The sequence below is a fragment of the Lentzea sp. NPDC036955 genome (genome assembly GCF_055608005.1).
In genome coordinates this window covers 375,747-397,347 of the sequence record NZ_JBVJRC010000004.1, presented here as the reverse complement: position 1 = coordinate 397,347, position 21,601 = coordinate 375,747, and the positions used below count along the sequence as shown (strand labels likewise).

Below are 21,601 nucleotides of genomic sequence, written 5' to 3'. Positions count from 1 at the left end.
TGGTCTGAATGGTTCCGCTCACGTCCGGCCGCGCCCGCCGGCGAAGCGCGAGGCCATCTTGCGGACCAGCGCCCTGGGGAGCAGCTTCGTCGCGCCGACGATGCCCTTGTACTGGGAGCCGGGGATCGACAGGACCCGGCCGCGACGCAGGTCGCGCAGCGCCTCGTGGACCAGGCGGTCGGCGTCGACGTACAGCCAGCCCGGCGTCTTCGACATGTCGATGTTCGCGCGCTTGTGGAACTCGGTGCGCACGAAACCGGGGCACAGGGCCAGGACGCGGACGCCCGAGCCGGCCACGGCGAGCGACATGCCCTCGGAGAACGCGATGACCCACGCCTTGTCGGCGCTGTAGCTCGTGCCGCGGCCGGGCAGGAAGCCGGCGACGCTGGCCACGTTGATGACGTCGCCCTTGCCACGCGCGACCATCAGCGGGACGGCGGCCCTGCTCAGGCGCAGGACGGTGGCGACGTTGACGTCCAGCTGGGACTGGAGCTTCTCCACGTCGGTCTGGAAGAGCTCGCCGCTGGTGGCGAAGCCCGCGTTGTTCACGAGGAGGTCCACAGCGGACTCGGAGAGTCGGGCCTCGACCTTGAGGCGGTCAGCGCGGTCGCTCAGGTCGGCGGGCAGGGTGTCGACGTGCACGCCGTGGCGGTCGTGCAGCTGCTTCGCGAGCTCGTCCAAAGCGGACGCCGTCCGTGCGACGAGGACGAGGTCGTAGCCCTCGGCCGCGAGCCTGCGCGCGAAGGCGGCCCCGATCCCGACGGTTGCTCCGGTCACCAGTGCGGTTGGCATGGCTCCGCACGCTAGTCGGAAAACCGCCGGGGTCGAAGCACGCGGTTCCACGCAGAGTGAGGTATGACGTGAGTCACACCCGACTCAGCTACGTCTGCTTTCGCCCGAACGTCGGCCGGTAGACCTCTCCGCCCTCGTCCTCGGCGTCCGCGACGGGCTCGTCCCGCGCCGGGTCCGCGTCGAACGGGTCGATCACGTCCGCGAGCTCGCCGACGTCGCGCAGCAGCCGCTCCAGGCGCGCGGGCGACGAGTTCGGCGGCGCGGAGGCCAGCACCCAGTCGTTCTCCAGCCAGACGACCGTGACGTCGCCACCGATCTCCTCGGCCGCGTCGATCAGGTCCGGCGTGATGAGCTTGCGCGCCGCGGGCACGTCCGTCACGAACGCGTAGCGCGACCCGACCGGTCCGAGCAGGTCCGGCATCTTGTCCCGCTGGAACGGCACAGTCGACAGCCACAGCTCGATGACCACGGACAACGCGCGGCGGCACCGCACGCCGACCAGCACCGAGTTGACCTTGCCGCCGGTCTCGTGGTCGAGCACGTAGACCTGGCGCCGCCCGTCCGCGGTGAAGGTCGAACCGGCGACCACGTCACGGGCGAGCCCGGTGCCGTAGTAGGCGATCGCGCCCGCTTCCCAGCGTGTCGGCAGCACGTGGTCTGTCTCTTCGAACTGCCAGCCGCGCAGGGCAGCCCAACGGCGCCGTTCACGATTACGCGCGGTTCGTTGCGCCCGGTCGGTCGCGAGCAGGGCGAACCCCGCCACGCCCGCCACCGCGGCGACGGTGAACCAGACCCACGCCGGTATGCCACCCACAGCTGAAGCGTAGTGGGTCGGCAGCCGAGAACGAAGATCACTTCCGCGCGTCGTGGGCCGGGGGCCGTGTTTCCACGTCGGCGAGGGTCCCGCGACCGGTCACCGGGGCACGACGACGACCTGGTCCGCGTCCTCGTAGACGACGCGACCGGGGTCGTCGGACTCCACCCTGCGCCACCGCACGCCGTGGGCGTCGAGGATGTCCAGGTAGCCGGCCACGCGCTCGACCAGGTGCGTCGCCTCGACCTTGAACCAGGCGGCGGCACCGGGGTTGAGCTCGCGGTCGTACACGGCCGGGTCGACCGTCGACGGGTCGGTGTAGGCGGCGTTGAACCAGTCACCGTTCACGCGGCAGTACGACTCCTGCTCCGAGGTCAGCCGACCGGCCCTGCGCAGGCCGTTCACCAGCCCGAAGACACCCGGCCAGGTGCCGCGGGCGGTCGGCTCGACCCCTTCGAACCGCACGAAGCGAAGATCCCCCATGGCGGCCAACCTATCGACCGCGGGGGATCGGGCGGGCTGGAACGGCGTCGCGGGTGTGGGTTGACCACACCCGCGACGACACCTCAGCCCAGCTCGGTGGAACTAGACGCCGCGGCCCACGATCAGGCCGGACTGGTCGTCCACCACGTCGACCTTCACCGCGTCACCGTCGCGCACCTCGCCGGCCAGCAGCTCCTTGGCCAGCTGGTCGCCGATCGCCGACTGCACCAGCCTGCGCAGCGGCCGGGCGCCGTACACCGGGTCGAACCCGTTGAGCGCCAGCCAGTCGCGTGCGGCCGTGGTGACCTCCAGCGTCAGCCTGCGCGCGGCGAGGCGCTCGGCCAGGCGGGCGATCTGGATGTCCACGATGGACGTCAGCTCCTCGGTGGCGAGGGCGTGGAACACCACCACGTCGTCGAGCCGGTTCAGGAACTCCGGCTTGAAGTGGCGCTGCACCACCGCCAGCACGGCGTCCTTGCGCTCGACCTCGGTGAGCGACGGGTTCGCGATGGCCTGCGAGCCCAGGTTCGAGGTGAGCACCAGGATCGTGTTGCGGAAGTCCACGGTGCGGCCCTGGCCGTCGGTCAGGCGGCCGTCGTCGAGGACCTGCAGCAGCACGTCGAAGACGTCCGGGTGGGCCTTCTCGACCTCGTCGAGCAGCACGACCGAGTACGGGCGGCGGCGGACCGACTCGGTGAGCTGGCCGCCCTGGTCGTAGCCGACGTAGCCGGGAGGGGCACCGACCAGGCGGGCCACCGAGTGCTTCTCGGAGTACTCGCTCATGTCGATGCGGATCATCGCCCGCTCGTCGTCGAACAGGAACGACGCCAGCGCCTTCGCGAGCTCGGTCTTGCCGACACCGGTGGGGCCGAGGAACAGGAACGAGCCGGTCGGGCGGTCCGGGTCGGCGACACCGGCACGGGTGCGGCGCACGGCGTCCGAGACGACGCGCACGGCCTCGGCCTGGCCGACGACGCGGCGGGTGAGCTCGTCCTCCATCCGCAGCAGCTTCGCGGTCTCGCCCTCCAGCAGCCGGCCGGCGGGGATGCCGGTCCACGCGGACACGACGTCGGCGACGTCGTCCGAACCGACTTCCTCCTTGAGCATGGCGGACTCCTGGGTGGACGCCTCCGCGGCGGCCGCCAGCTCCTTCTCCAGCGCCGGGATCCGGCCGTAGCGCAGCTCGGCGGCCCGGCCGAGGTCGCCGTCGCGCTCGGCGCGCTCCGACTCGCCGCGCAGCGACTCCAGCTGCTCCTTCAGGGTGCGGACCTTGTCGATCGAGCCCTTCTCGTTCTGCCAGCGGGCGGTCAGCGCGGACAGCTCCTCGCGCTTCTCGGCCAGCTCGGCGCGCAGGGCGGAGAGCCGTTCCAGCGACGCCGGGTCGGACTCCTTGGCCAGCGCCATCTCCTCGATCTCGAGACGGCGGACCGAGCGCTCGACGGTGTCGATCTCGACCGGGCGCGAGTCGATCTCCATGCGCAGCCGGGACGCGGCCTCGTCGACGAGGTCGATGGCCTTGTCCGGCAGGAAGCGCGCGGTGATGTAGCGGTCGGACAGCGTGGCCGCGGCGACGAGGGCGGCGTCGGTGATGCGCACGCCGTGGTGCACCTCGTAGCGCTCCTTGAGGCCGCGCAGGATGCCGACGGTGTCCTCGACCGAGGGCTCGCCGACCAGCACCTGCTGGAAGCGGCGCTCCAGTGCGGCGTCCTTCTCGATGTGCTCGCGGTACTCGTCGAGCGTCGTGGCACCGACCATGCGCAGCTCGCCGCGCGCCAGCATCGGCTTGATCATGTTGCCGGCGTCCATGGCGGACTCACCGGTCGCGCCGGCGCCGACGATCGTGTGCAGCTCGTCGATGAACGTGATGACCTGGCCGGCCGAGTCGGTGATCTCCTTGAGGACGGCCTTGAGCCGCTCCTCGAACTCACCGCGGTACTTGGCGCCCGCGACCATCGAACCGAGGTCCAGCGACACGACCCGCTTGCCGCGCAACGACTCCGGCACGTCACCGGCCACCACGCGCTGGGCCAGGCCCTCGACGATGGCGGTCTTGCCGACGCCGGGCTCGCCGATCAGCACCGGGTTGTTCTTGGTGCGCCGGGACAGCACCTGCACGACGCGGCGGATCTCGGAGTCGCGGCCGATCACCGGGTCGAGCTCGCCCTTGCGGGCGCGTTCGGTCAGGTCGACGCCGTACTTCTCCAGCGCCTTGTAGGTGCCCTCGGGGTCGGCCGAGGTGACCCGCGCCGAGCCGCGCACCTTCGTGAAGGCCTCGGTCAGCGCCTCGGGCGTCGCGCCGTTGCGCCGCAGCAGGTCGGCCACCTGGCCACCGTGCTGCGCCAAGCCCACGAGCAGGTGCTCGGTGGACACGTACTCGTCGCCCATCTCGGTGGCGAGCTCCTGCGCCCGGCTGAGCACCCGCACGGCGTCGCGCGAGAACTGCGGGGCGGACACGCTCGCACCGGAGGCGCTGGGCAGCGCGCGGGAGAGCTGCTCCAGCTCCTTGCGCACCAGCGTCGGGTCGGCGCCCACCGCGGAGAGCAACGGCGCGGTCAACCCGTCCGCCTGCGCCAGCAGGGCACCGAGCAGGTGCACGGGTCCCACGTCGGGGTTCCCGTTGAGGGTCGCTGCCTGCACGGCCGCGGACACGGCCTGCTGGGTCTTGGTCGTCGGGTTGAAAGCGTCCATTCCTCCACCTCGTGGTCAGCCTGCGGCACGGACCATCATCCCGCACAACGTCAGAAAAGTTGAGCCTGTTCCGCTCAACTACGAGAACGTGACGGAGGTCGCGAAAATCGCACGTCGGTGGAGCGGGGATGGGCGAAGATCAGCACCATGACCTCAATCATCCACAACGTCACCGTCGACGCGCGCGACTCCTACGAGATCGCGTCGTGGTGGAGCAAGGTGCTCGGGCTGCCGCTGCACCCCGACGACAACCCCGGCGACGACGAGTGCCTGATCGAACTGCCGAACGGCATCCGCTACCTGTTCGTCGCCGTTCCCGAGGACAAGGCGGTCAAGAACCGGGTGCACATCTGCCTGCAGCCGGCCGACCTCTCCCGTGACGAGGAGGTCGACCGGCTGCTGGGGATCGGTGCGACGGTCTACGACGATCAGCGCAGGGCGGACGGCACCGGCTGGGTCACGATGCGCGACCCCGAGGGCAACGAGTTCTGCGTGGAACGCAGCGCAGCCGAACGTGCCGCGACCTCATGATCGCCGTCACTCGTTCGGATCAACCGCTTGTCCACACCAGGGGTTGAGTTGTCCACAATCCGCTGGTCAGTATCCACAGGTGAGGCAAGTTCGGTGGCGACCGTCTGTGCGCCAGAACCCGTTGGGGTGATCTCCGCCGTCACGTCCACGGAGTCCCGCAGCGGCTGTTCCTTGATCAGCAGCACTGCGATGACGGTGAAGACCGCGAGCCCGGCGGCGATCAGGAACAGCTCGCCCATCGCGTCGCCGTAGGAGTTGCGCACGGCCGGGGAGAGGGAGCCGCGGTCGAGCGACGTGGTGCTCACGTGGGCGGCCAGCACCGCACCGAGCACCGAGACGCCGGCCGTGCCTCCCAGCGACCGCAGGAACGTCGCCGTGGAGCTCGCCGCGCCCAGGTCGGCCATGCCCACGCCGTTCTGCACGGCCAGCACCAGGTTCTGCATGGTCAGCCCGACGCCCACGCCGACCAGCAGCAGGTAGGCGCCCATCAGCGTGAGGTTGGTGCCGTGGTCGATCGTGCCGAGCAGCGCCAGCCCGATGACCAGCGAGAACGCACCCCAGACCAGGTAGCTCTTCCACCGGCCGCTCTTCGCGATCAGCTGGCCGCTGACGGTCGAGGAGATGCTCAGCCCGAGCACCAGCGGCACCGTGAGCAGCCCCGCCTTCGTGGGCGAGAAGCCCCGCGCGATCTGGAAGTACTGCCCCATGAACACCGAGGCGCCGAACATCGCCGTGCCGACCGCGATGCCACCCAGCATCGCCAGCACGACCGTGCGGTTGCGGAACAGGTGCAGCGGGATGACCGGGGCAGAGGCCCTGCGCTCGACGAAGTAGGCGGCGGTCAGCGCGAGCACCACACCGCCGACGTAGAGGGCGCTCTCACCGGAGAACCAGGCGAAGTCCTTGCCGGCGAACGACACCCACATCAGCACCAGGCTCACCCCGCCGGTGATCAGCGTGGCGCCCAGGTAGTCGATCTTCACGTGCTGCTTCTGCACGGGCAGGTGCAGCGTCTTGTGCAGCACGGCGAGGGCCACGAGGGCCAGCGGCACGCACACGAAGAAGCACCAGCGCCAGCCGGGCCAGTCGACGAGGAACCCGCCCACCAGCGGTCCGCCGACGGTGCCCGCCGAGATCACCATGCCGGTGTAGCCGCTGTAACGGCCGCGTTCACGCGGGCTGAGCAGCGCGCCGACCACGACCTGGCCGAGCGCCTGCACACCGCCCATGCCCAGGCCCTGCACGACCCGGAACGCGATGAGCTGCTCCATGTTCTGGCTCAGGCCCGACAGCACGCTGCCGATGACGAACAGCACGATGCCCGCCTGCAGCAGCTTCTTCTTGTCGAAGAGGTCCGCGAGCTTGCCCCACAGCGGCGTGCTGGCCGTGGAGGCCAGCAGCATCGCCGTGATGACCCAGGTGTACTGGGTCTGGGTGCCCTTGAGCTCGGCCAGGATCGTCGGGAGAGCGTTCGAGACGATGGTGGAGCTGAGGATCGCGACGAGCAACGCCACCCAGATGCCGGACAGCGCTTCGAGGATCTCCCGATGCGACGAGGGCCGGTTCAAGCACACCTCCAGTAGTTAGTTGATGCCATACAACTATATCGGGAAATAGTTAGCTAGAACAACTTTCCCACGGTCTCCTGCGTCACTCCGCCAGGAGTGGAGGGCACGCGGGGCCCCCGCGTTCCCTCTGGGGGTACGCGGGGTCCCCGCGTGCCCTTCCGGGGGTTACGAAAGCTCCCCGCGTGCACTCCTGAGGGTTACGAAAGCTCCCCGCGTGCCCTCTGGGGGTACGAAAGGTCCCCGCGTGCCCTCCCAGGGGTACGAAAGGTCCCCGCGTGCACTTACGGCGGGGGTTAGAGGGAGGTGAGCAGGGCCTCGACCTCGGTGGCGATGCGTGCGAGTGCGGGCTCGTCAGCGACGGCGGTGGCGGCCCGGTCGATCCAGTCGGCGATCTGCGGCATGTGGGACGGGCGGAGGCCGCGGGTGGTGATGGCGGGGGTGCCGAGCCGGATGCCGGACGGGTCGAACGGCGTGCGGGAGTCGTACGGCACCGCGTTGTAGTTCAGCTCGATGCCCGCCCGGTCCAGTGCCCGCGCGGCGGGCTTGCCGCCGATGCCCCTGGACGTCAGGTCGATCAGGATCAGGTGGTTGTCGGTGCCACCGGAGACCAGGTCGAAGCCCCGCTCCAGCAACGCGGCCGCGAGCGCCTGTGCGTTGGCCACGACGGTGTGCGCGTACTCGCGGAACGCCGGCTGCGCCGCCTCGTGCAGGGCCACGGCGATGGCGGCGGTCGTGTGGTTGTGCGGGCCACCCTGCAGGCCGGGGAAGACAGCGCGGTCGACGGCCCTGGCGTGCTCGGCGTCGCTGAGGATCATGGCGCCACGCGGGCCGCGGAGCGTCTTGTGCGTGGTCGTGGTGATCACCGGGGCGTGGCCGACCGGGGACGGGTGGGCGCCGCCCGCGACGAGACCCGCGATGTGCGCGATGTCGGCGACCAGGACGGCGTCGACCTCGGCTGCGATGGCGGCGAACGCCGGGAAGTCGATCGTGCGCGGGATGGCCGTGCCACCGCAGAAGATCACCTTCGGGCGTTCGGCTAGCGCGAGGGACCGGACCTGGTCCAGGTCGACGACGCCGGTGTCCTTGCGCACGTCGTACTGCACCGCGTGGAACCACCTGCCGGTCGCGGACACGTTCCAGCCGTGGGTCAGGTGGCCGCCCATCGGCAGCGACATGCCCATCACCGTGTCGCCCGGCGACAGGAACGCGAGGTACACCGCGAGGTTCGCGGGCGCGCCGGACAGCGGCTGGACGTTGGCGTGGTCCACGCCGAACAGGGCCTTCGCGCGGTCGATCGCGAGCTGTTCGACCTGGTCGACGACCTGCTGGCCCTCGTAGTACCGCTTGCCGGGATACCCCTCGGAGTACTTGTTCGTCAGCACCGAGCCCGTTGCCTCAAGCACGGCGGCGGACACGTCGTTCTCCGACGCGATCATGCGCAGCCTGCGGGACTGGCGGGCGGACTCGGCCTCGATCAGTGCGGCGATCTCGGGATCGACCTGGGAGAGCACGGCTCAGCTCCACACCGGTGCACCCAGGCGTTCGGTGCGCTCGGCAGTCGCTTCCCGGTGGTCGGTTCCACCCTCGGCACGCCAGTCGCTTTCGACGTGCCGAGCCTAGTCCAGCGTGAACGGGTCGTACTTGATCCGGTCGAGCGGAGTTCCGGCGACCAGCATGCGGGACACCGTCGACCTGATCATCGCCGGGCTGCCGCAGACCAGGACGTCGCGTTCCTCCCACGCGCCGTAGCGGGTGACCACGTCGGCCAGGGTGCCCTGCTCGACACCGCGGACGCCGGGGTCCGACTCCAGCACCGGCACGACCGTGAGCCACGGGTTCGTGGTCGCGATGCGCTGCAGGTTGTCCAGGTCGTAGAGGTCCTCGCGGGTGCGGCCGCCGTAGAACAGGTGCACGCGCGGGTTGTCGCCCCACTGCGCCATCTCGTCGATGATCGCGTGCATCGGCGCGACGCCCGTGCCACCGGCCACCATCAGGATGTCCGACCCGGACGTGCGGTCGACCGAGAGGCGTCCCATCGGCGGTCCGATGCGCCACGTGTCGCCAGCCTGCGTGTGGCCGACCACCGAGCGCGACACCCAGCCGCCGTCGACGGACCGGATGTGGAACTCGATGATGCCGTCCTCGCGCGGCGCGTTCGCCGGCGTGTAGTAGCGCCACAGCCGCTTGCGCTGCGGCGTCTCGACGGACACGTACTGCCCGGCGCGGTAGTTGACCGGGTGGTCGGGCTGCAGCCGCACGACCGCCAGGTCCCACGACACGCGCTGGTGCTCCAGCACCGTCGCGTGCCAGTACGCGGGCCCGTTGTCGGCGTCGGCCGCCTCCTGCATCGCGCGGGCCATCAGCGTGTACGCCTCGGCCCAGGCCATCTCGACCTTCGGCGTCCAGGCGGCACCGGCGAACTTCTTCACCGCCGACAGCAGTGCCGTGCCGACCGCCTCGTAGTGGACGTTGATGACACCGAACTTGCGGTGGTCGCGGCCCAGCTGGCGGAGGAAGGGGATCAGGTCGTCCGGGCGGTCGACCATCTGCACCACGTGCACCAGGGCGCGCAGCAGACGGCTCCGCTGCACCTCCATGTTGGCGGGGAACATCTCGCGTGTGGCGGGCGAGAGCGAGAAGAGCATCCCGTAGAAGAACTTCGCCACTTCTTCGGAATGCGGCTCCACCACCGCGAAGCTCTCCCGGATCATCCGCACCATCGCGGTGACGCCAGGCGGGGGTTCACGGTGTGGCGGGGTAGGGATGGGGCTCAGCACAGCGTTCGCAGTCATGGTCCGCGCGCAGTCTCCACGTTCTTCGTCCTGGCACCGGTGAGGCGCCGTGCTCGTCAAACATCCGTCCCCCGACGGGGTGGACACTAACCTCTGTTCTGGCCTTCCGACTCCTTGATGCCACCTTCGAGCGAAGCATGACTACGGTACGCAACTGCTTGTTACCGCAACAGTGTGAATCTGAGGGTCCCTCCGTACCGAGTTGCGCGCTTGCGTGCAACGGTGTGGCGCGTGTCCTTGCCTGAATTGACTGGAACCACCTCACCCAACCGTGTCGAACATCCCGGCTCCCGCGGCGAGCACTTCCTCCAATGTGCCCTGGAGACCTCCGATCGCGCCACACGCTTCTACTCGGACCAGGTACTGGACCACCTCAACCCCGCGATGGCCGAGTTCGTCGGCCGGATGGAGATGGCGTTCATCTCGACCTCCGACGCCGACGGCGAATGCGACTCGACGCTGCGCGCCGGACCCGCGGGCTTCATCCGGGTGGTCGACCCGAGGACCGTCGCGTACCCCGAGTACCGCGGCAACGGCGTCATGGCCTCGCTCGGCAACATCATGGAGAACCCGCACGTCGGCATGCTGATGGTGGACTTCACCGAGGACCTGATCGGCCTGCACGTCAACGGCAGGGCCCGCATCGCGCCGCGCGAGGAGTTCCCCACCGAGGACCGCAAGGTGGAGCGCTGGGTCGTCGTGCAGGTGCAGGAGGCCTACGTCCACTGCCGCAAGCACATCCCCCGCATGGTGCCGGTGGACCGCATCCGCGACTGGGGCACCGACGACGCGAAGCGCAAGGGCGGCGACTACTTCGGGGTGAAGGCCGGCAAGGGGTCTGGCGAGGAGTCGTGAGCGGCTAGCCGAGCGTCGCGGCCGCGGTCCGCACCTCGGCGACCGACCGCCGGACGACGTCGGACCAGTCCCCGGTGGTCGTCACCCACGTGCCGTACGCGCGTTCGAAGGCGAGCACGCCGAGCTCGGCGGCCACCGCTGCCGCCAGCTCGGCGACGCCGCGGCGTTCGAGCGCGTCCTTCATGGCCACGCCGAACCCGACCATCTTCAGCGCCGACCGCTCACGCAGTTCCAGGTGGTCCTCGATCACCGCCTGCCGCTGCGGGCCGTGCGCCCGGTGCTCGTCGGTGAACCAGGTGCCGACCGCGACCAGCGCCGCCTCGACCGCGGCCAGCGGTTCCGCCTGCTCCGGCGCGCCGGCGATGCCGGTGGTGAGCACCTCGGCGAGCTGGTCCTGACCGCCGAACAGCACCTCGCGCTTGTCCCGGAAGTGCCGGAAGAACGTGCTCTTGGTGAGCCCGGCGCGTTCGGCGATCTGCGCGACCGCGGTGTTGTCGTACCCCTGCTCGCCGAACAGGTCGAGTGCGGCGCGCACCAACCGCTCCCGTGCGTCCGGCTCCCATCGACCCATGACCCCATCCTAAGTGATGCGACTAAGTCCCATCACTCTGCTACGGTTGATGAGACCAAGTCCCATCACCTTGAGGAAGTGCGATGAAGGTTTTCGTCACGGGCGCCAGCGGTCACGTCGGTTCGGCGCTGGTCCCGGAGCTGCTGGGAGCCGGGCACGAGGTCGTCGGCCTGGCCCGGTCCGACATGTCCGCCGCCAGGCTGGAGGCCTGGGGCGCCCGGGTCCGGCGCGGTGACCTCGACGACATGGACGGGCTGCGCAAGGCCGCGGCCGAGGCGGACGCGGTGGTCCACCTGGCGTTCAAGCACGAGGAGATGTTCGCCGGCGACTACGCGGGTGCCTCCGGAGCCGACCTGGCGGTGGTCAAGGCGTTCCTCGACGAGCTCTCCGGCACCGGCAAGGCCCTGATCGGCACCAGTGGCACGCTGTCATACGCCGGGCTGGGCCGCACCGCGACGGAGGAGGAGCGGGTCGCCGACAGCGACACCCGCGGTGCCGCCCGCAACGCGATCGTCGACGCCGCAGACGTGCGCGGTTCGGTGGTCGTGCTGCCGCCCACCGTGCACAGCCCGCTCGACACGGCCGGGTTCATCCCGATCCTGGTCAGGACCGCGCGGGAGAAGGGCGTGTCCGGCTACCCCGGTGACGGCACGAACCGCTGGTCCGCGGCGCACACCCTGGACGCGGCGCGGCTGTACCGGCTGGCAGCGGAGAAGGCACCCGCCGGCTCCGTGCTGCACGCGGTGGCCGAGGAGGCCGTGCCGATGCGCACCATCGCCGAGGCGATCGGGCGCAAGCTCGGCCTGCCGGTCGAGAGCATTCCCGCGGAACGAGCGCAGGAGCACTTCGGGCCGTTGGCGTTCATGGTGACGCGGGACGCACCGACGTCCAGCGCGCGCACGAGGACGCTGCTGGGGTGGGAACCGCAGGAACCCGGCCTCCTGGCGGACCTGGAGACCGGGTTCTACTTCGAGCGGTGAGCTACTTGCGCGGCTTGGGCTTCCACACCACGAGCGCCGTCTCCTGCCGCACCGGGACCAGGTCCCTGCGGTAGGAGGCGTGCACCGCGGCCGCCGCGGAGTCGGCGGCGGCCAGTGCCTGGGCCAGCTCCTGGGACAGCTCGGTCACGCGCGCGCGCAGGGCGTCGACCTGGTGCTCCAGGTCGATGATGCGCTTGATGCCGGCGAGGTTCACGCCCTCCTCCTGGGAGAGGCGCTGGACCTCGCGCAGCAGCACGATGTCGCGCATCGAGTAGCGGCGGCCGCCGCCGGAGGTGCGGCCCGGCGACACGAGGCCCATCCGGTCGTAGGACCGCAGGGTCTGCGCGTGCAGGCCGGAGAGCTGTGCTGCCACCGAGATGACGAAGAACGGCGTGTCCTCGTCGGTCCCCGGCGGGAACGGAAAACTCACCGGAACTCACCGCCCTTCCAGCAGCGCGTTCAGCTCACCTCGCGGGTCGTGCTCCTTGGTCACGTCCGCGTAGCCCTCCAGGGCCGTGCGCGCCTCGGAGGACAGGTTGTTCGGGACGGCGACCTCCAGCGTGATCAGCAGATCGCCCTGGCTGCCGTCCTTGCGGGTGATGCCCTTGCCGCGCGCCCTCAGCACGCGCCCGGAAGCGGTGCCGGCCGGCACCTTCAAGGTCACCTTGCCGTCCAGCGTCGGCACGGTCAACGTCGTGCCCAGCGCCAGCTCGGGGAACGTCATCGGCGCGGTCAGCGTCAGGTCGTTGCCCTGGCGGCCGAACACGCTGTGCGGGTTGACGTGCACGCGGACGAACAGGTCGCCCGACGGTCCGCCGTTGCGCCCCGGTTCGCCCTGCCCCGCCAGGCGGATCCGCTGGCCGTCGTCGACCCCCGAGGGAATCCGGACGGTCAGCGTGCGGGTGCGGGTGCTGACGCCGTCGCCACCGCACTCGACGCACGGGTCGTCGATGATCCGGCCGGTGCCGCGGCAGTCGCGGCATGGCTCGCTGAACGCGAACGCGCCCTGCGACCGCGTGACCAGGCCGGAACCCGAGCAGGTCGCGCAGGTGTGCGGCGTCGTGCCGGGCTTGGCGCCGGAGCCGCCGCAGGTCGTGCACGCGGCCGGTGAGGACAGCCGCAGTGGCACCTGCGCGCCCCTCACCGCCTCGGTGAAGTCGAGCCGGACGTCGGTCTCTACGTCCTCGCCGCGACGGGGACGCGTGGCCGAGGCCGCACCGCCGCCACCGCGCCGGTTGAACAGGCCGCCGAGCAGGTCGCCCAGGCCACCGCCACCGGTGCCCTGCGCCGCCCGACCGAACAGGTCGTTGACGTCGAAGCCGCCGGCACCGCCGAAGCCGCCGGGGAAGCCCCCTCCGCCCGCGAACAGGCGACGAGCCTCGTCGTACTGCTTGCGCTTCGCCGCGTCGGACAGCACCCCGTAGGCCTCGGAGACGGCCTTGAAGCGGGCCTCCGCCTTGGCGTCGCCGGGGTTGGCGTCGGGGTGCAGCTCACGGGCGAGCTTGCGGTACGACTTCTTGATCTCGTCCGCCGAGGCGTCGGAGGAGACGCCCAGTTCGCGGTAGAAGTCCTTCTCGATCCAGTCCCTAGCACTCACCGGACGTCTCCCTCCCTTCAGCTCTCTTCAGCGGGTGCTGCCGGCTCGTGGTCCGTCACGGCGACGAGCGCCGGGCGGACGAGCTTCTCGCCGAACCGGTAGCCGCGCCGCAGCACGGCGGTGACGGTCGGGCCCTCGACGTCCGGGGACGTGCTGTGCTGCACGGCCTCGTGCACCGACGGGTCGAACGCCTCGCCCTCGTGCGCGAACGGCTCCAGGCCGGTCTTCTGCAGCGTGGACACGAGCTTGTCCGCCACCGCCTTGAACGCGCCGGTCAGGTCGCCGTGAGCGGCGGCCCGTTCGACGTCGTCCAGCAGCGGCAGGAGCTCGGCGGCCACGGACGCCTTCGCGTTGTTGATCACCGCTTCCCGGTCGCGTTCCACCCGCTTGCGGTAGTTCGCGTACTCGGCGGTGAGCCGCTGCAGGTCCGCGGTGCGCTCGTCGAGCTGGGCCTTCAGCTCGACGGCGGCGTCGTCCACGAACTCGGCGGCGACCACGGTCTCGTCGGTCTCCTGGGCTGTGCCCTCCTCCGCCGGAGCGGCCGGCGCGCGGACCTCGCCCGTTTCGGGGTCGATCCGGCGCCGGTCGTTCACGACGAGGGGAGGCTGCTGCTCGTCAGGAGCTGCGTGCCTCGGCTCGGTCACTTCTTCTCGTCCTCGTCCACGATCTCGGCGTCGACGACGTCGTCGTCCTTGTCGGACTTGGCCTGGCCGGCACCGGCCGCACCGGCGCCCGCACCGGGGGCCTCGGCACCCGCCGCGCCCGGCGCGTTGGCGTAGATCGCCTGGCCGATGGCCTGCGACTCGGTCGCGAGCTTCTCCACCGCGGCCTTGATGGCGTTGATGTCGGTGCCCTTGAGCGCCTCGTTCGCCTCGGCGACGGCGGCGTTGACCTTGTCCTTGATCTCCGCCGGGAGCTTGTCGTCGTTCTCCTTGACGACCTTCTCCGTCTGGTAGACCAGCGTCTCGGCCTGGTTGCGGACCTCGACCTCCTCGCGGCGGCGCTTGTCCTCCTCCGCGTGGGCCTCCGCGTCCTTGACCATGCGGTCGATGTCGTCCTTCGGCAGCGCGGAGCCACCGGTGATCGTCATCGACTGCTCCTTGCCGGTGCCCAGGTCCTTCGCCGACACGTGGACGATGCCGTTCGCGTCGATGTCGAAGGTGACCTCGATCTGCGGCACGCCGCGCGGGGCCGGGGGCAGACCGGTCAGCTCGAACATGCCGAGCTTCTTGTTCTGCGACGCGATCTCGCGCTCGCCCTGGAAGACCTGGATCTGCACGGACGGCTGGTTGTCGTCCGCCGTCGTGAAGGTCTCGGACCGCTTGGTCGGGATCGTGGTGTTGCGCTCGATCAGCTTGGTCATGATGCCGCCCTTGGTCTCGATGCCGAGGGACAGCGGGGTGACGTCGAGCAGCAGGACGTCCTTGACCTCGCCCTTGAGGACACCGGCCTGCAGGGCGGCGCCGACGGCGACGACCTCGTCCGGGTTCACGCCCTTGTTGGGCTCGCGGCCGCCGGTCAGCTCCTTGACGAGCTCCGCGACGGCGGGCATGCGGGTCGAGCCACCGACGAGCACGACGTGGTCGATGTCGCCAACGGAGACGCCAGCGTCCTTGATCACGTTGTTGAACGGCGCGCGGGTGCGCTCGAGCAGGTCGGACGTGATGCGCTGGAACTCGGCGCGCGACAGCGTCTCGTCGAGGAACAGCGGGTTCTTGTCCGCGTCGACCGTGATGTAGGGCAGGTTGATGGACGCCTGCGCCGAGCTGGACAGCTCGATCTTGGCCTTCTCAGCGGCCTCGCGGATCCGCTGCAGGGCCATCTTGTCCTTGGTCAGGTCGATGCCGTTGGCCTGCTTGAAGCGCTCGACCAGCCAGTCGACGACGCGCTGGTCCCAGTCGTCGCCACCGAGGTGGTTGTCACCGGAGGTCGCGCGGACCTCGACGACGCCGTCGCCGAGCTCGAGCAGCGAGACGTCGAACGTGCCGCCACCGAGGTCGAAGACCAGGATGGTCTGCTCCTTCTCGCCCTTGTCGAGGCCGTACGCCAGAGCGGCGGAGGTCGGCTCGTTGACGATGCGGAGCACGTTGAGACCCGCGATCTGGCCGGCCTCCTTGGTGGCCTGCCGCTGCGCGTCCTCGAAGTAGGCCGGGACGGTGATGACCGCGTCGGTGATCTCCTCGCCCAGGTACGCCTCGGCGTCGCGCTTGAGCTTCATGAGCACGCGCGCGCTGATCTCCTGCGAGGTGTACTTCTTGCCGTCGACCTCGTCGGTCTTCCAGTCGGTGCCGATGTGGCGCTTGACCGAGCGGATGGTGCGGTCGACGTTGGTGACGGCCTGGTTCTTCGCGGGCTGACCCACGAGGACCTCGCCGTTCTTGGCGAAAGCGACGATGGACGGGGTCGTCCTCGAGCCCTCCGAGTTGGCGATGACCGTCGGCTCACCGCCCTCGAGAACGGCGACGACGGAGTTGGTCGTCCCCAAGTCGATGCCGACTGCACGCGCCATTGGAGTTCCTTCCGCTAGTACTTGTTGAGCGTTGCTGGCTCAAGTTTGCCACCTTGCTCAACCTTGAGCCTACCCGACTCAAGCTTTCTGACTGGCACAACGGCCGGGAAGCTCCCGTTGTTCCCTCAGAACGCCACGAGGGCCACCCCTTGTGGAGTGGCCCTCGACACAGTCCCCCTCGGACGGACTCAGATGGCGAGCACCCGGACCTCGCCGGAACCGGTGGTGAGGTTGAGCTCGAGCGGTGCGTCCGGTGCGGTCGCGACCTGGATGTCGCGGTCACCGCTGCCCGACACCCCGGTGATCCGGTACGGACCGCCCGGCACCCGGACGTCCACGTCACCGGAGCCGGAGTTGACCCGCACCGACCGCGGCTCCGCCATGATCAGCTCGACCCGTCCCGAGCTGGCGTCGGCGATCACCTCGCCGCTCAGGGACGAGCCGTCGATGTCACCGGACCTCGTGACGGCGAGCAGCTTGCCCTTCACCGTGTTCAGCTCGATGTGCCCGGACCCGAGGTCCGCGGTCACGGTGCCGCCGACCCTGGTGGCCCGGAAGTTGCCGGACCCGGTGTTCACCTTGACGTCCCCCGAGATGTCCAGGGTGGTGATGTCCCCGGAGCCGGTCGCGTACTCGACGGACGCGAGACCCTCGACGACCGCGTCGCCCGAGCCCACGTCGCCGACGACCCTGATGCCGGCGGCGGGCACGAGCACCTCGTAGTTGGCCTCGCAGTTGTCGCCGCAGGTGTCCAGCACCAGCGTGTCGCCCTCGACCCGGTGCGTGGTGCCCCCCGGCTTGTTGTTCTTGGCGTGCTCCACCCTGCGGTGGACCTTCGTCCCGGTCAGGCCCTCCTGGTACCTGATCGTCACGTCACCCGACCCGTTGCGCGCACGCACCGACGTGAACGTTTCCGAGACGACGTAGTCATCGGAGAACTCGTACTTCACGATGCGGATGCCACAGCCCGTCAGCGCCGTGAGCACCGTCCCCGCCACCAACGCCACCAGCGCTGCCCTCATCATGGGCACAAAAGTAGAGGCGGCCGGGGTCGGGCCACACGGCAGTCAGCCCCCGGAGGCGGGGTGGGGTTCTCCCTACCCCGCGCCTAGACCAGGTCTTCGAGCACCGCGCGCAGGGCCGGTGCGGTCCGCGCCGGGTCGTTGAGGAACCGCGACGACGCCAGCACGTGCGCGGGCGCGATCCGCTCCCAGAGCAGGCCCTCGACCGGCACCTCGGCGATGTGCAGCTCCACGCTCTGCGCCCACCGCCCGATCCGCGACTCGATGCCGCGCAGCACGTCGCCGATCGGCAGCGCGGCCGGGCTCTGCACCCGGTGCAGCTCCTGGATGCCGGGCTTGAGCGCGAGCACCGCCGTCCGGCTGGCGGGCCGGGTCAGCAACGCCTCCGCGTCCTCGGGCACGGCCGGTTCGGCACCGCGGGTGCACGCGTCCAGCGCGTCGGCCCACCAGCCAGGCCACTCGGCGGTCACGGCGGCGCGGTCGACCCCGGCCGGCACGTGCACCGGCAGCGACGGTTCCAGTCCCGGCACGTGCGGTTCGACGTCCACCGACAACGCCAGGCCGTCGCGCACGTAGAGCGCGGTCAGCAGCCCGAGGCTCACCCCGTGGCTGATGCCGGACACCTCTCGCGCGAACCTCATGCCGCTCATTCTCCCCGTGCGGCGGGGCTGGAACCGTCGCGACCGCGGATCAAGAAGGACACGATTGGCTCCAGCTCGTCCACGTCCGGGGCGACGTCGGCGATCAGTCCCTGGATGAGCAGGCCGTCGATCGCGGCGAGGAACGCGCGGAACGCCACGGGGTCCGCGGGCGCGGCCACCTCGGCGGCCAGGTCGAGCCAGCGGCGAGCGGCGGGCTTGAGCTCCGGTCGCCGCCCGGCCAGCAGGTACAGCTCGTACTCGGCGAGCGTGCGCGCCCGGTGCTCGTCGACCGCCCTGGCCAGGCTGCGCGCGATCTCCCGCGGCGTGCCGACGGCGATGATCTTCAGGACCTCGTCGCACATCGCCTCGGCCGACCACAGCAGCGTGGCGGTCAGCAGGTCGTCGAGCGTCGCGAAGTAGTAGGTCGGCGCCGTGGTCGGCACGCCGGCCTCGCGGGCCACGCTGCGGTGCGTCACCCCGGCGACGCCCTCGCGTTCGATGACCCGCAACGTGGCTTCGACGATGGCGCGCCGCTTCTTCTCGCCGCGCGCCTTGCGCCCGTCGACTGCCGTCGCGCTCAGTGCGTCCTCCCGAGCTCCAGGGTCACCACGCCCCCGATGATCAGGGCCAGCCCGACGACCATCGTGGGGTTGAGCGCCTCGCCGAGGAACCGCCAGCCGATGAGCGCCACGGCGGCGACACCGATCGCGGACCACACGGCGTAGGCGACGCCCACGGGCATACCCAACTTCAACGCGCGCGAGAGCGCTGTGAAGGCGATCGTGTAGCCGGCGACGACGATCACCGAAGGCCACAGTTTGGTGAATCCCTCGGAGACCTTCAGGGAGACGGTGGCGGCGATCTCCGCGACGATCGCCGCGGCCAGGTACAGGTACAACACGGCGACCTCCGGATGCCTCGCAGAACTATCTGAACAAGTGTTCCACAAGTTTTCGATCACATTCCGGGTACTTGACCGGTACGTGACGAGACACCGGCCACGTCCAAGTGGTTACTCAGCGGTAACCTGGCCTAGACTCCCGCCATGACCCTCCAGCTGGTTCTCGGACTCGTCGCCGTAGTGGTGAGCGTCGTCGCCTGGGGCGTGTTCGTCGCCGGCGTCTGGAAGATGATCAAGATCATCCGGCTCGGCCAGCCGGACGGCACCCGCACGGGACCGTTCTGGCCGCGCCTGAAGACGATGGTCGTCGAGTTCGTCGCGCACACCAGGATGGCGAAGTTCCGCTCGGTCGCCCCGTGGCACTGGATGGTGATGTGGGGCTTCCTCATCGGCTCCGCGGTGCTGTTCGAGGCCTACGGCGAGGTGTTCGACCCGCACTTCCACTGGCCGGTCATCGGCACGTGGTCGATCTGGCTGCTGCTCGTCGAGCTGCTCGGCCTCGGCACCGTCGTCGGTGGTGTGGTCCTCGCGGTCATCCGCCAGCGCAACCACCCGCGCCGCGCCGACCGCATCTCGCGCTTCGCGGGCTCCAGCTTCAGGTCGGCGTACTTCGTCGAGGCCGTCGTCATCGTCGAGGGCCTCGGCATCCTGCTCGTGAAGGCGTTCAAGCAGTCGAGCGGCCTCGAGTCCGCGCCGCTGTGGACGTCGTTCGTGACGCAGCCGCTCGCGCAGATCCTGCCGGCCGCCCCGATCTGGGTGTCGGTGATGGCGCTGGTCAAGCTGCTCAGCGGCATGCTCTGGCTGGTCGTGGTCGGCCGGAACCTGACGATGGGCATCGCCTGGCACCGGTTCTCGGCCTTCTTCAACATCTACTTCAAGCGCGAGGACGACGGTGGCGTCGCGCTGGGCGCGCTGAAGCCGATGATGTCCGGCGGCAAGGTCCTGGACCTCGAAGAGGCCGACCCGGACAAGGACGTGTTCGGCGTCGGCAAGGTCGAGGACTTCAGCTGGAAGGGCTGGCTCGACTTCTCCACCTGCACCGAGTGCGGTCGCTGCCAGTCGCAGTGCCCCGCCTGGAACACCGGCAAGCCGTTGTCCCCGAAGATGGTCATCACGCAGCTGCGCGACCACGCGTTCGCCAAGGCGCCGTACCTGCTCGCCGGTGGCTCGCGCGACATGGCCGGTGACGAGGTCGGCCTCACCGAGGACAAGTACGAGGACTACAAGAAGCGCCTCGAGTCGATCGACGTGCTGGCGATGGCCGAGTCGGAGCGCCCGCTGGTCGGCGGCCCCGGCGAGCTGGGCGTGATCGACCCCGAGGTGCTGTGGTCGTGCACGACCTGCGGCGCGTGCGTCGAGCAGTGCCCGGTCGACATCGAGCACGTCGACCACATCGTCGACATGCGCCGCTACCAGGTGCTGATCGAGTCGAACTTCCCGACCGAGCTCGGCGGGATGTTCAAGAACCTGGAGAACAAGGGCAACCCGTGGGGCCAGAACGCCAAGGACCGGCTGAGCTGGACCGAGGGCCTCGAGTTCGAGGTGCCGGTGTTCGACGGCGAGCTGGGCGACGCGGAGTACCTGTTCTGGGTCGGCTGCGCCGGTGCGTTCGAGGACCGCGCGAAGAAGACCACCCGCGCCGTGGCCGAGCTGCTGCACACCGCGGGCGTCAAGTACGCGGTGCTCGGCCCGGAGGAGACCTGCACCGGTGACCCGGCCCGCCGCGCCGGCAACGAGTTCCTGTTCCAGATGCTGGCGCAGCAGAACGTCGAGGTGCTGAACGCGGTGTTCGAGGACCGCCCGGCAGGCCAGCGCAAGATCGTCGTGACGTGCGCGCACTGCTTCAACACGCTGGCCAACGAGTACCCGCAGGTCGGCGGCACGTACGAGGTCGTGCACCACACGCAGCTGCTGAACAAGCTGGTGCGCGAACGCCGCCTGGTGCCGGTCGCGCCGGTCACCGAGGACGTGACCTACCACGACCCGTGCTACCTGGGCCGCCACAACAAGGTCTACGAGGCCCCGCGCGAGCTCATCGGCGCGTCCGGCGCGAAGCTGCGCGAGATGCCGCGCCACGAGGAGCGCTCCATGTGCTGCGGTGCCGGTGGCGCCCGCATGTGGATGGAGGAGCGGATCGGCAAGCGCATCAACATCGATCGCGTCGACGAGGCGCTGGGCACCGCGCCGTCGAAGATCGCGACCGGCTGCCCGTTCTGCCGCGTGATGCTGACCGACGGCGTGACCGCGCGGCAGTCCGACGGCCAGGCCGGTGCGCACGTCGAGGTCGTGGACGTGGCGCAGATGCTGCTGGCGTCGGTGAAGCGCAGCACGGAGAAGGCCGACACGCCGACCGACGAGGTCCCGACCGGCACGCCGCTGCCGAACGAGGACAAGGCGAAGGCCTGAGCCTGACGGCATGAGAAAGGCCCTCGGTCCGATGGACCGAGGGCCTTTCTCGTTGCGCGTCAGTCGTTGTCGGTGACCTTGTCGTAGACCACGTTCAGCAGCCAGCTCGCGAGCGCCACGATGATCGCGCCCCAGAAGGCGGGCCAGAACCCGTCGACGCGGAACGGCAGGTCCAGCTGCTCGGCCAGCCAGCCGGTGAGCATGAACAGCAGCGCGTTCACCACGAGCCCGATCAGACCGAGCGTCAGCAGGTAGAACAGGCAGCCGAAGAACTTCACGAGCGGCTTCACGACCGCGTTCACCAGGCCGAAGATCACCGCCACGCCGATCAGCGTGAGAATCCGCGACCCGGTGCTGCCCTCGCCCAGGTCGATGCCGGGAATGGCCGTCGAGACCCAGACCGCCACGGCAGTCAGCAGCACATGCACCAAGATGCCCATGCCGCAGACTA

At 69.9% G+C, this 21,601-nt stretch carries 21 protein-coding genes and 1 riboswitch; of the genes, 4 read left to right on the top strand and 17 right to left on the bottom strand.

Annotation, left to right across the window (positions count from 1 at the left end):
* Positions 1 to 18: 18 nt before the first annotated feature.
* The 4 genes from ACZ7CF_RS15295 to clpB all read right to left on the bottom strand — a co-directional run bounded on the left by ACZ7CF_RS15295 (position 19) and on the right by clpB (position 4,777).
* Positions 19 to 792: an SDR family NAD(P)-dependent oxidoreductase gene (locus ACZ7CF_RS15295; RefSeq protein ID WP_470369811.1), complete on the bottom strand. Its 774-nt coding sequence runs from the start codon at positions 790 to 792 to the stop codon at positions 19 to 21.
* A gap of 88 nt (positions 793 to 880) precedes the next feature.
* Complete coding sequence (locus ACZ7CF_RS15290; protein WP_360394832.1) at positions 881 to 1,597, bottom strand: type III secretion system chaperone family protein; 717 nt, start codon at positions 1,595 to 1,597, stop codon at positions 881 to 883.
* Positions 1,598 to 1,705: 108 nt separating this feature from the next.
* Positions 1,706 to 2,089 (bottom strand): hypothetical protein, encoded by a 384-nt coding sequence (locus ACZ7CF_RS15285; RefSeq protein ID WP_470369810.1) that lies wholly within the window; start codon positions 2,087 to 2,089, stop codon positions 1,706 to 1,708.
* Positions 2,090 to 2,191: 102 nt separating this feature from the next.
* A complete protein-coding gene (gene clpB / locus ACZ7CF_RS15280; protein ID WP_360394186.1) occupies positions 2,192 to 4,777 on the bottom strand; it encodes an ATP-dependent chaperone ClpB in 2,586 nt (861 codons plus the stop codon).
* Between the two features lie 147 nt (positions 4,778 to 4,924).
* Between clpB and ACZ7CF_RS15275 the strand changes: the two genes are divergently transcribed.
* Entirely contained in the window at positions 4,925 to 5,308 is a 384-nt protein-coding gene (locus ACZ7CF_RS15275) for a VOC family protein (protein WP_360394183.1), read from the top strand.
* Here ACZ7CF_RS15275 and ACZ7CF_RS15270 read toward each other — a convergent pair.
* From ACZ7CF_RS15270 to ACZ7CF_RS15260, 3 genes are all read right to left on the bottom strand, one after another.
* Positions 5,206 to 6,876, bottom strand: a complete 1,671-nt coding sequence (locus ACZ7CF_RS15270) for an MDR family MFS transporter (RefSeq protein WP_360394180.1) — start codon at positions 6,874 to 6,876, stop codon at positions 5,206 to 5,208. The genes ACZ7CF_RS15275 and ACZ7CF_RS15270 overlap by 103 nt on opposite strands.
* Before the next feature lie 293 nt (positions 6,877 to 7,169).
* The gene (locus ACZ7CF_RS15265; protein ID WP_470369809.1) at positions 7,170 to 8,387 is read right to left on the bottom strand and encodes a serine hydroxymethyltransferase; all 1,218 of its coding nucleotides are present in this window, start codon (positions 8,385 to 8,387) and stop codon (positions 7,170 to 7,172) included.
* Between the two features lie 14 nt (positions 8,388 to 8,401).
* Positions 8,402 to 8,486, bottom strand: a riboswitch (ZMP/ZTP riboswitch).
* A 6-nt stretch (positions 8,487 to 8,492) separates the two neighbouring features.
* Entirely contained in the window at positions 8,493 to 9,596 is a 1,104-nt protein-coding gene (locus tag ACZ7CF_RS15260; protein ID WP_360394178.1) for an FAD-binding oxidoreductase, read from the bottom strand.
* A 456-nt stretch (positions 9,597 to 10,052) separates the two neighbouring features.
* Between ACZ7CF_RS15260 and ACZ7CF_RS15255 the strand changes: the two genes are divergently transcribed.
* Entirely contained in the window at positions 10,053 to 10,523 is a 471-nt protein-coding gene (locus ACZ7CF_RS15255; protein ID WP_360394175.1) for a pyridoxamine 5'-phosphate oxidase family protein, read from the top strand.
* Positions 10,524 to 10,527: 4 nt separating this feature from the next.
* Here the strand turns inward: ACZ7CF_RS15255 and ACZ7CF_RS15250 are convergent, their stop codons facing one another.
* Positions 10,528 to 11,094: a TetR/AcrR family transcriptional regulator gene (locus ACZ7CF_RS15250; RefSeq protein WP_470369808.1), complete on the bottom strand. Its 567-nt coding sequence runs from the start codon at positions 11,092 to 11,094 to the stop codon at positions 10,528 to 10,530.
* An 83-nt stretch (positions 11,095 to 11,177) separates the two neighbouring features.
* Here ACZ7CF_RS15250 and ACZ7CF_RS15245 point away from each other — a divergent pair, with 83 nt between their 5' ends.
* The gene (locus tag ACZ7CF_RS15245) at positions 11,178 to 12,074 is read left to right on the top strand and encodes an SDR family oxidoreductase (RefSeq protein WP_470369807.1); all 897 of its coding nucleotides are present in this window, start codon (positions 11,178 to 11,180) and stop codon (positions 12,072 to 12,074) included.
* Position 12,075: 1 nt separating this feature from the next.
* On the opposite strand, the gene ACZ7CF_RS15240 is transcribed toward ACZ7CF_RS15245, so the two are convergent.
* The 8 genes from ACZ7CF_RS15240 to ACZ7CF_RS15205 all read right to left on the bottom strand — a co-directional run bounded on the left by ACZ7CF_RS15240 (position 12,076) and on the right by ACZ7CF_RS15205 (position 18,744).
* A complete protein-coding gene (locus ACZ7CF_RS15240) occupies positions 12,076 to 12,504 on the bottom strand; it encodes a heat shock protein transcriptional repressor HspR (protein WP_360394166.1) in 429 nt (142 codons plus the stop codon).
* 6 nt (positions 12,505 to 12,510) lie between these two features.
* Complete coding sequence (dnaJ, locus tag ACZ7CF_RS15235) at positions 12,511 to 13,671, bottom strand: molecular chaperone DnaJ (protein WP_470369806.1); 1,161 nt, start codon at positions 13,669 to 13,671, stop codon at positions 12,511 to 12,513.
* 17 nt (positions 13,672 to 13,688) lie between these two features.
* Positions 13,689 to 14,315 carry a nucleotide exchange factor GrpE gene (gene grpE, locus ACZ7CF_RS15230; RefSeq protein ID WP_470369805.1) on the bottom strand — a complete coding sequence of 209 codons (627 nt, stop codon included), beginning with the start codon at positions 14,313 to 14,315 and terminating at the stop codon, positions 13,689 to 13,691.
* On the bottom strand, positions 14,312 to 16,180 hold the full coding sequence (gene dnaK / locus ACZ7CF_RS15225) for a molecular chaperone DnaK (RefSeq protein ID WP_360394159.1): 1,869 nt from the start codon (positions 16,178 to 16,180) through the stop codon (positions 14,312 to 14,314). Before dnaK ends, grpE begins: the two co-directional genes overlap by 4 nt.
* A 188-nt stretch (positions 16,181 to 16,368) precedes the next feature.
* Positions 16,369 to 17,205, bottom strand: a complete 837-nt coding sequence (locus ACZ7CF_RS15220; protein WP_360394156.1) for a DUF4097 family beta strand repeat-containing protein — start codon at positions 17,203 to 17,205, stop codon at positions 16,369 to 16,371.
* Positions 17,206 to 17,288: 83 nt separating this feature from the next.
* Positions 17,289 to 17,843 carry a hypothetical protein gene (locus tag ACZ7CF_RS15215; protein ID WP_470369804.1) on the bottom strand — a complete coding sequence of 185 codons (555 nt, stop codon included), beginning with the start codon at positions 17,841 to 17,843 and terminating at the stop codon, positions 17,289 to 17,291.
* 5 nt (positions 17,844 to 17,848) lie between these two features.
* On the bottom strand, positions 17,849 to 18,424 hold the full coding sequence (locus tag ACZ7CF_RS15210; RefSeq protein ID WP_470369993.1) for a TetR/AcrR family transcriptional regulator: 576 nt from the start codon (positions 18,422 to 18,424) through the stop codon (positions 17,849 to 17,851).
* The gene (locus ACZ7CF_RS15205; protein ID WP_458429921.1) at positions 18,421 to 18,744 is read right to left on the bottom strand and encodes a DMT family transporter; all 324 of its coding nucleotides are present in this window, start codon (positions 18,742 to 18,744) and stop codon (positions 18,421 to 18,423) included. Before ACZ7CF_RS15205 ends, ACZ7CF_RS15210 begins: the two co-directional genes overlap by 4 nt.
* Positions 18,745 to 18,888: 144 nt before the next feature.
* Between ACZ7CF_RS15205 and ACZ7CF_RS15200 the strand changes: the two genes are divergently transcribed.
* Entirely contained in the window at positions 18,889 to 21,150 is a 2,262-nt protein-coding gene (locus tag ACZ7CF_RS15200) for a (Fe-S)-binding protein (RefSeq protein WP_470369803.1), read from the top strand.
* A gap of 59 nt (positions 21,151 to 21,209) precedes the next feature.
* Here ACZ7CF_RS15200 and ACZ7CF_RS15195 read toward each other — a convergent pair whose 3' ends face one another.
* On the bottom strand, positions 21,210 to 21,590 hold the full coding sequence (locus ACZ7CF_RS15195; protein WP_360394144.1) for a phage holin family protein: 381 nt from the start codon (positions 21,588 to 21,590) through the stop codon (positions 21,210 to 21,212).
* Between the last annotated feature and the right edge of the window lie 11 nt (positions 21,591 to 21,601).

Bases quoted from the DNA above. Each gene is read 5' to 3' on its own strand.
- ACZ7CF_RS15200 (WP_470369803.1), top strand. From the start codon at position 18,889: ATGACCCTCCAGCTGGTTCTCGGACTCGTCGCCGTAGTGGTGAGCGTC.
- ACZ7CF_RS15215 (WP_470369804.1), bottom strand. From the start codon at position 17,843: ATGAGGTTCGCGCGAGAGGTGTCCGGCATCAGCCACGGGGTGAGCCTC.
- ACZ7CF_RS15255 (WP_360394175.1), top strand. From the start codon at position 10,053: ATGGCCGAGTTCGTCGGCCGGATGGAGATGGCGTTCATCTCGACCTCC.
- ACZ7CF_RS15275 (WP_360394183.1), top strand. From the start codon at position 4,925: ATGACCTCAATCATCCACAACGTCACCGTCGACGCGCGCGACTCCTAC.
- ACZ7CF_RS15260 (WP_360394178.1), bottom strand. From the start codon at position 9,596: ATGGTGCGGATGATCCGGGAGAGCTTCGCGGTGGTGGAGCCGCATTCC.
- ACZ7CF_RS15245 (WP_470369807.1), top strand. From the start codon at position 11,178: ATGAAGGTTTTCGTCACGGGCGCCAGCGGTCACGTCGGTTCGGCGCTG.
- ACZ7CF_RS15295 (WP_470369811.1), bottom strand. From the start codon at position 792: ATGCCAACCGCACTGGTGACCGGAGCAACCGTCGGGATCGGGGCCGCC.
- clpB (WP_360394186.1), bottom strand. From the start codon at position 4,777: ATGGACGCTTTCAACCCGACGACCAAGACCCAGCAGGCCGTGTCCGCG.
- ACZ7CF_RS15195 (WP_360394144.1), bottom strand. From the start codon at position 21,590: ATGGGCATCTTGGTGCATGTGCTGCTGACTGCCGTGGCGGTCTGGGTC.
- ACZ7CF_RS15285 (WP_470369810.1), bottom strand. From the start codon at position 2,089: ATGGGGGATCTTCGCTTCGTGCGGTTCGAAGGGGTCGAGCCGACCGCC.
- ACZ7CF_RS15220 (WP_360394156.1), bottom strand. From the start codon at position 17,205: ATGATGAGGGCAGCGCTGGTGGCGTTGGTGGCGGGGACGGTGCTCACG.
- ACZ7CF_RS15250 (WP_470369808.1), bottom strand. From the start codon at position 11,094: ATGGGTCGATGGGAGCCGGACGCACGGGAGCGGTTGGTGCGCGCCGCA.
- dnaK (WP_360394159.1), bottom strand. From the start codon at position 16,180: ATGGCGCGTGCAGTCGGCATCGACTTGGGGACGACCAACTCCGTCGTC.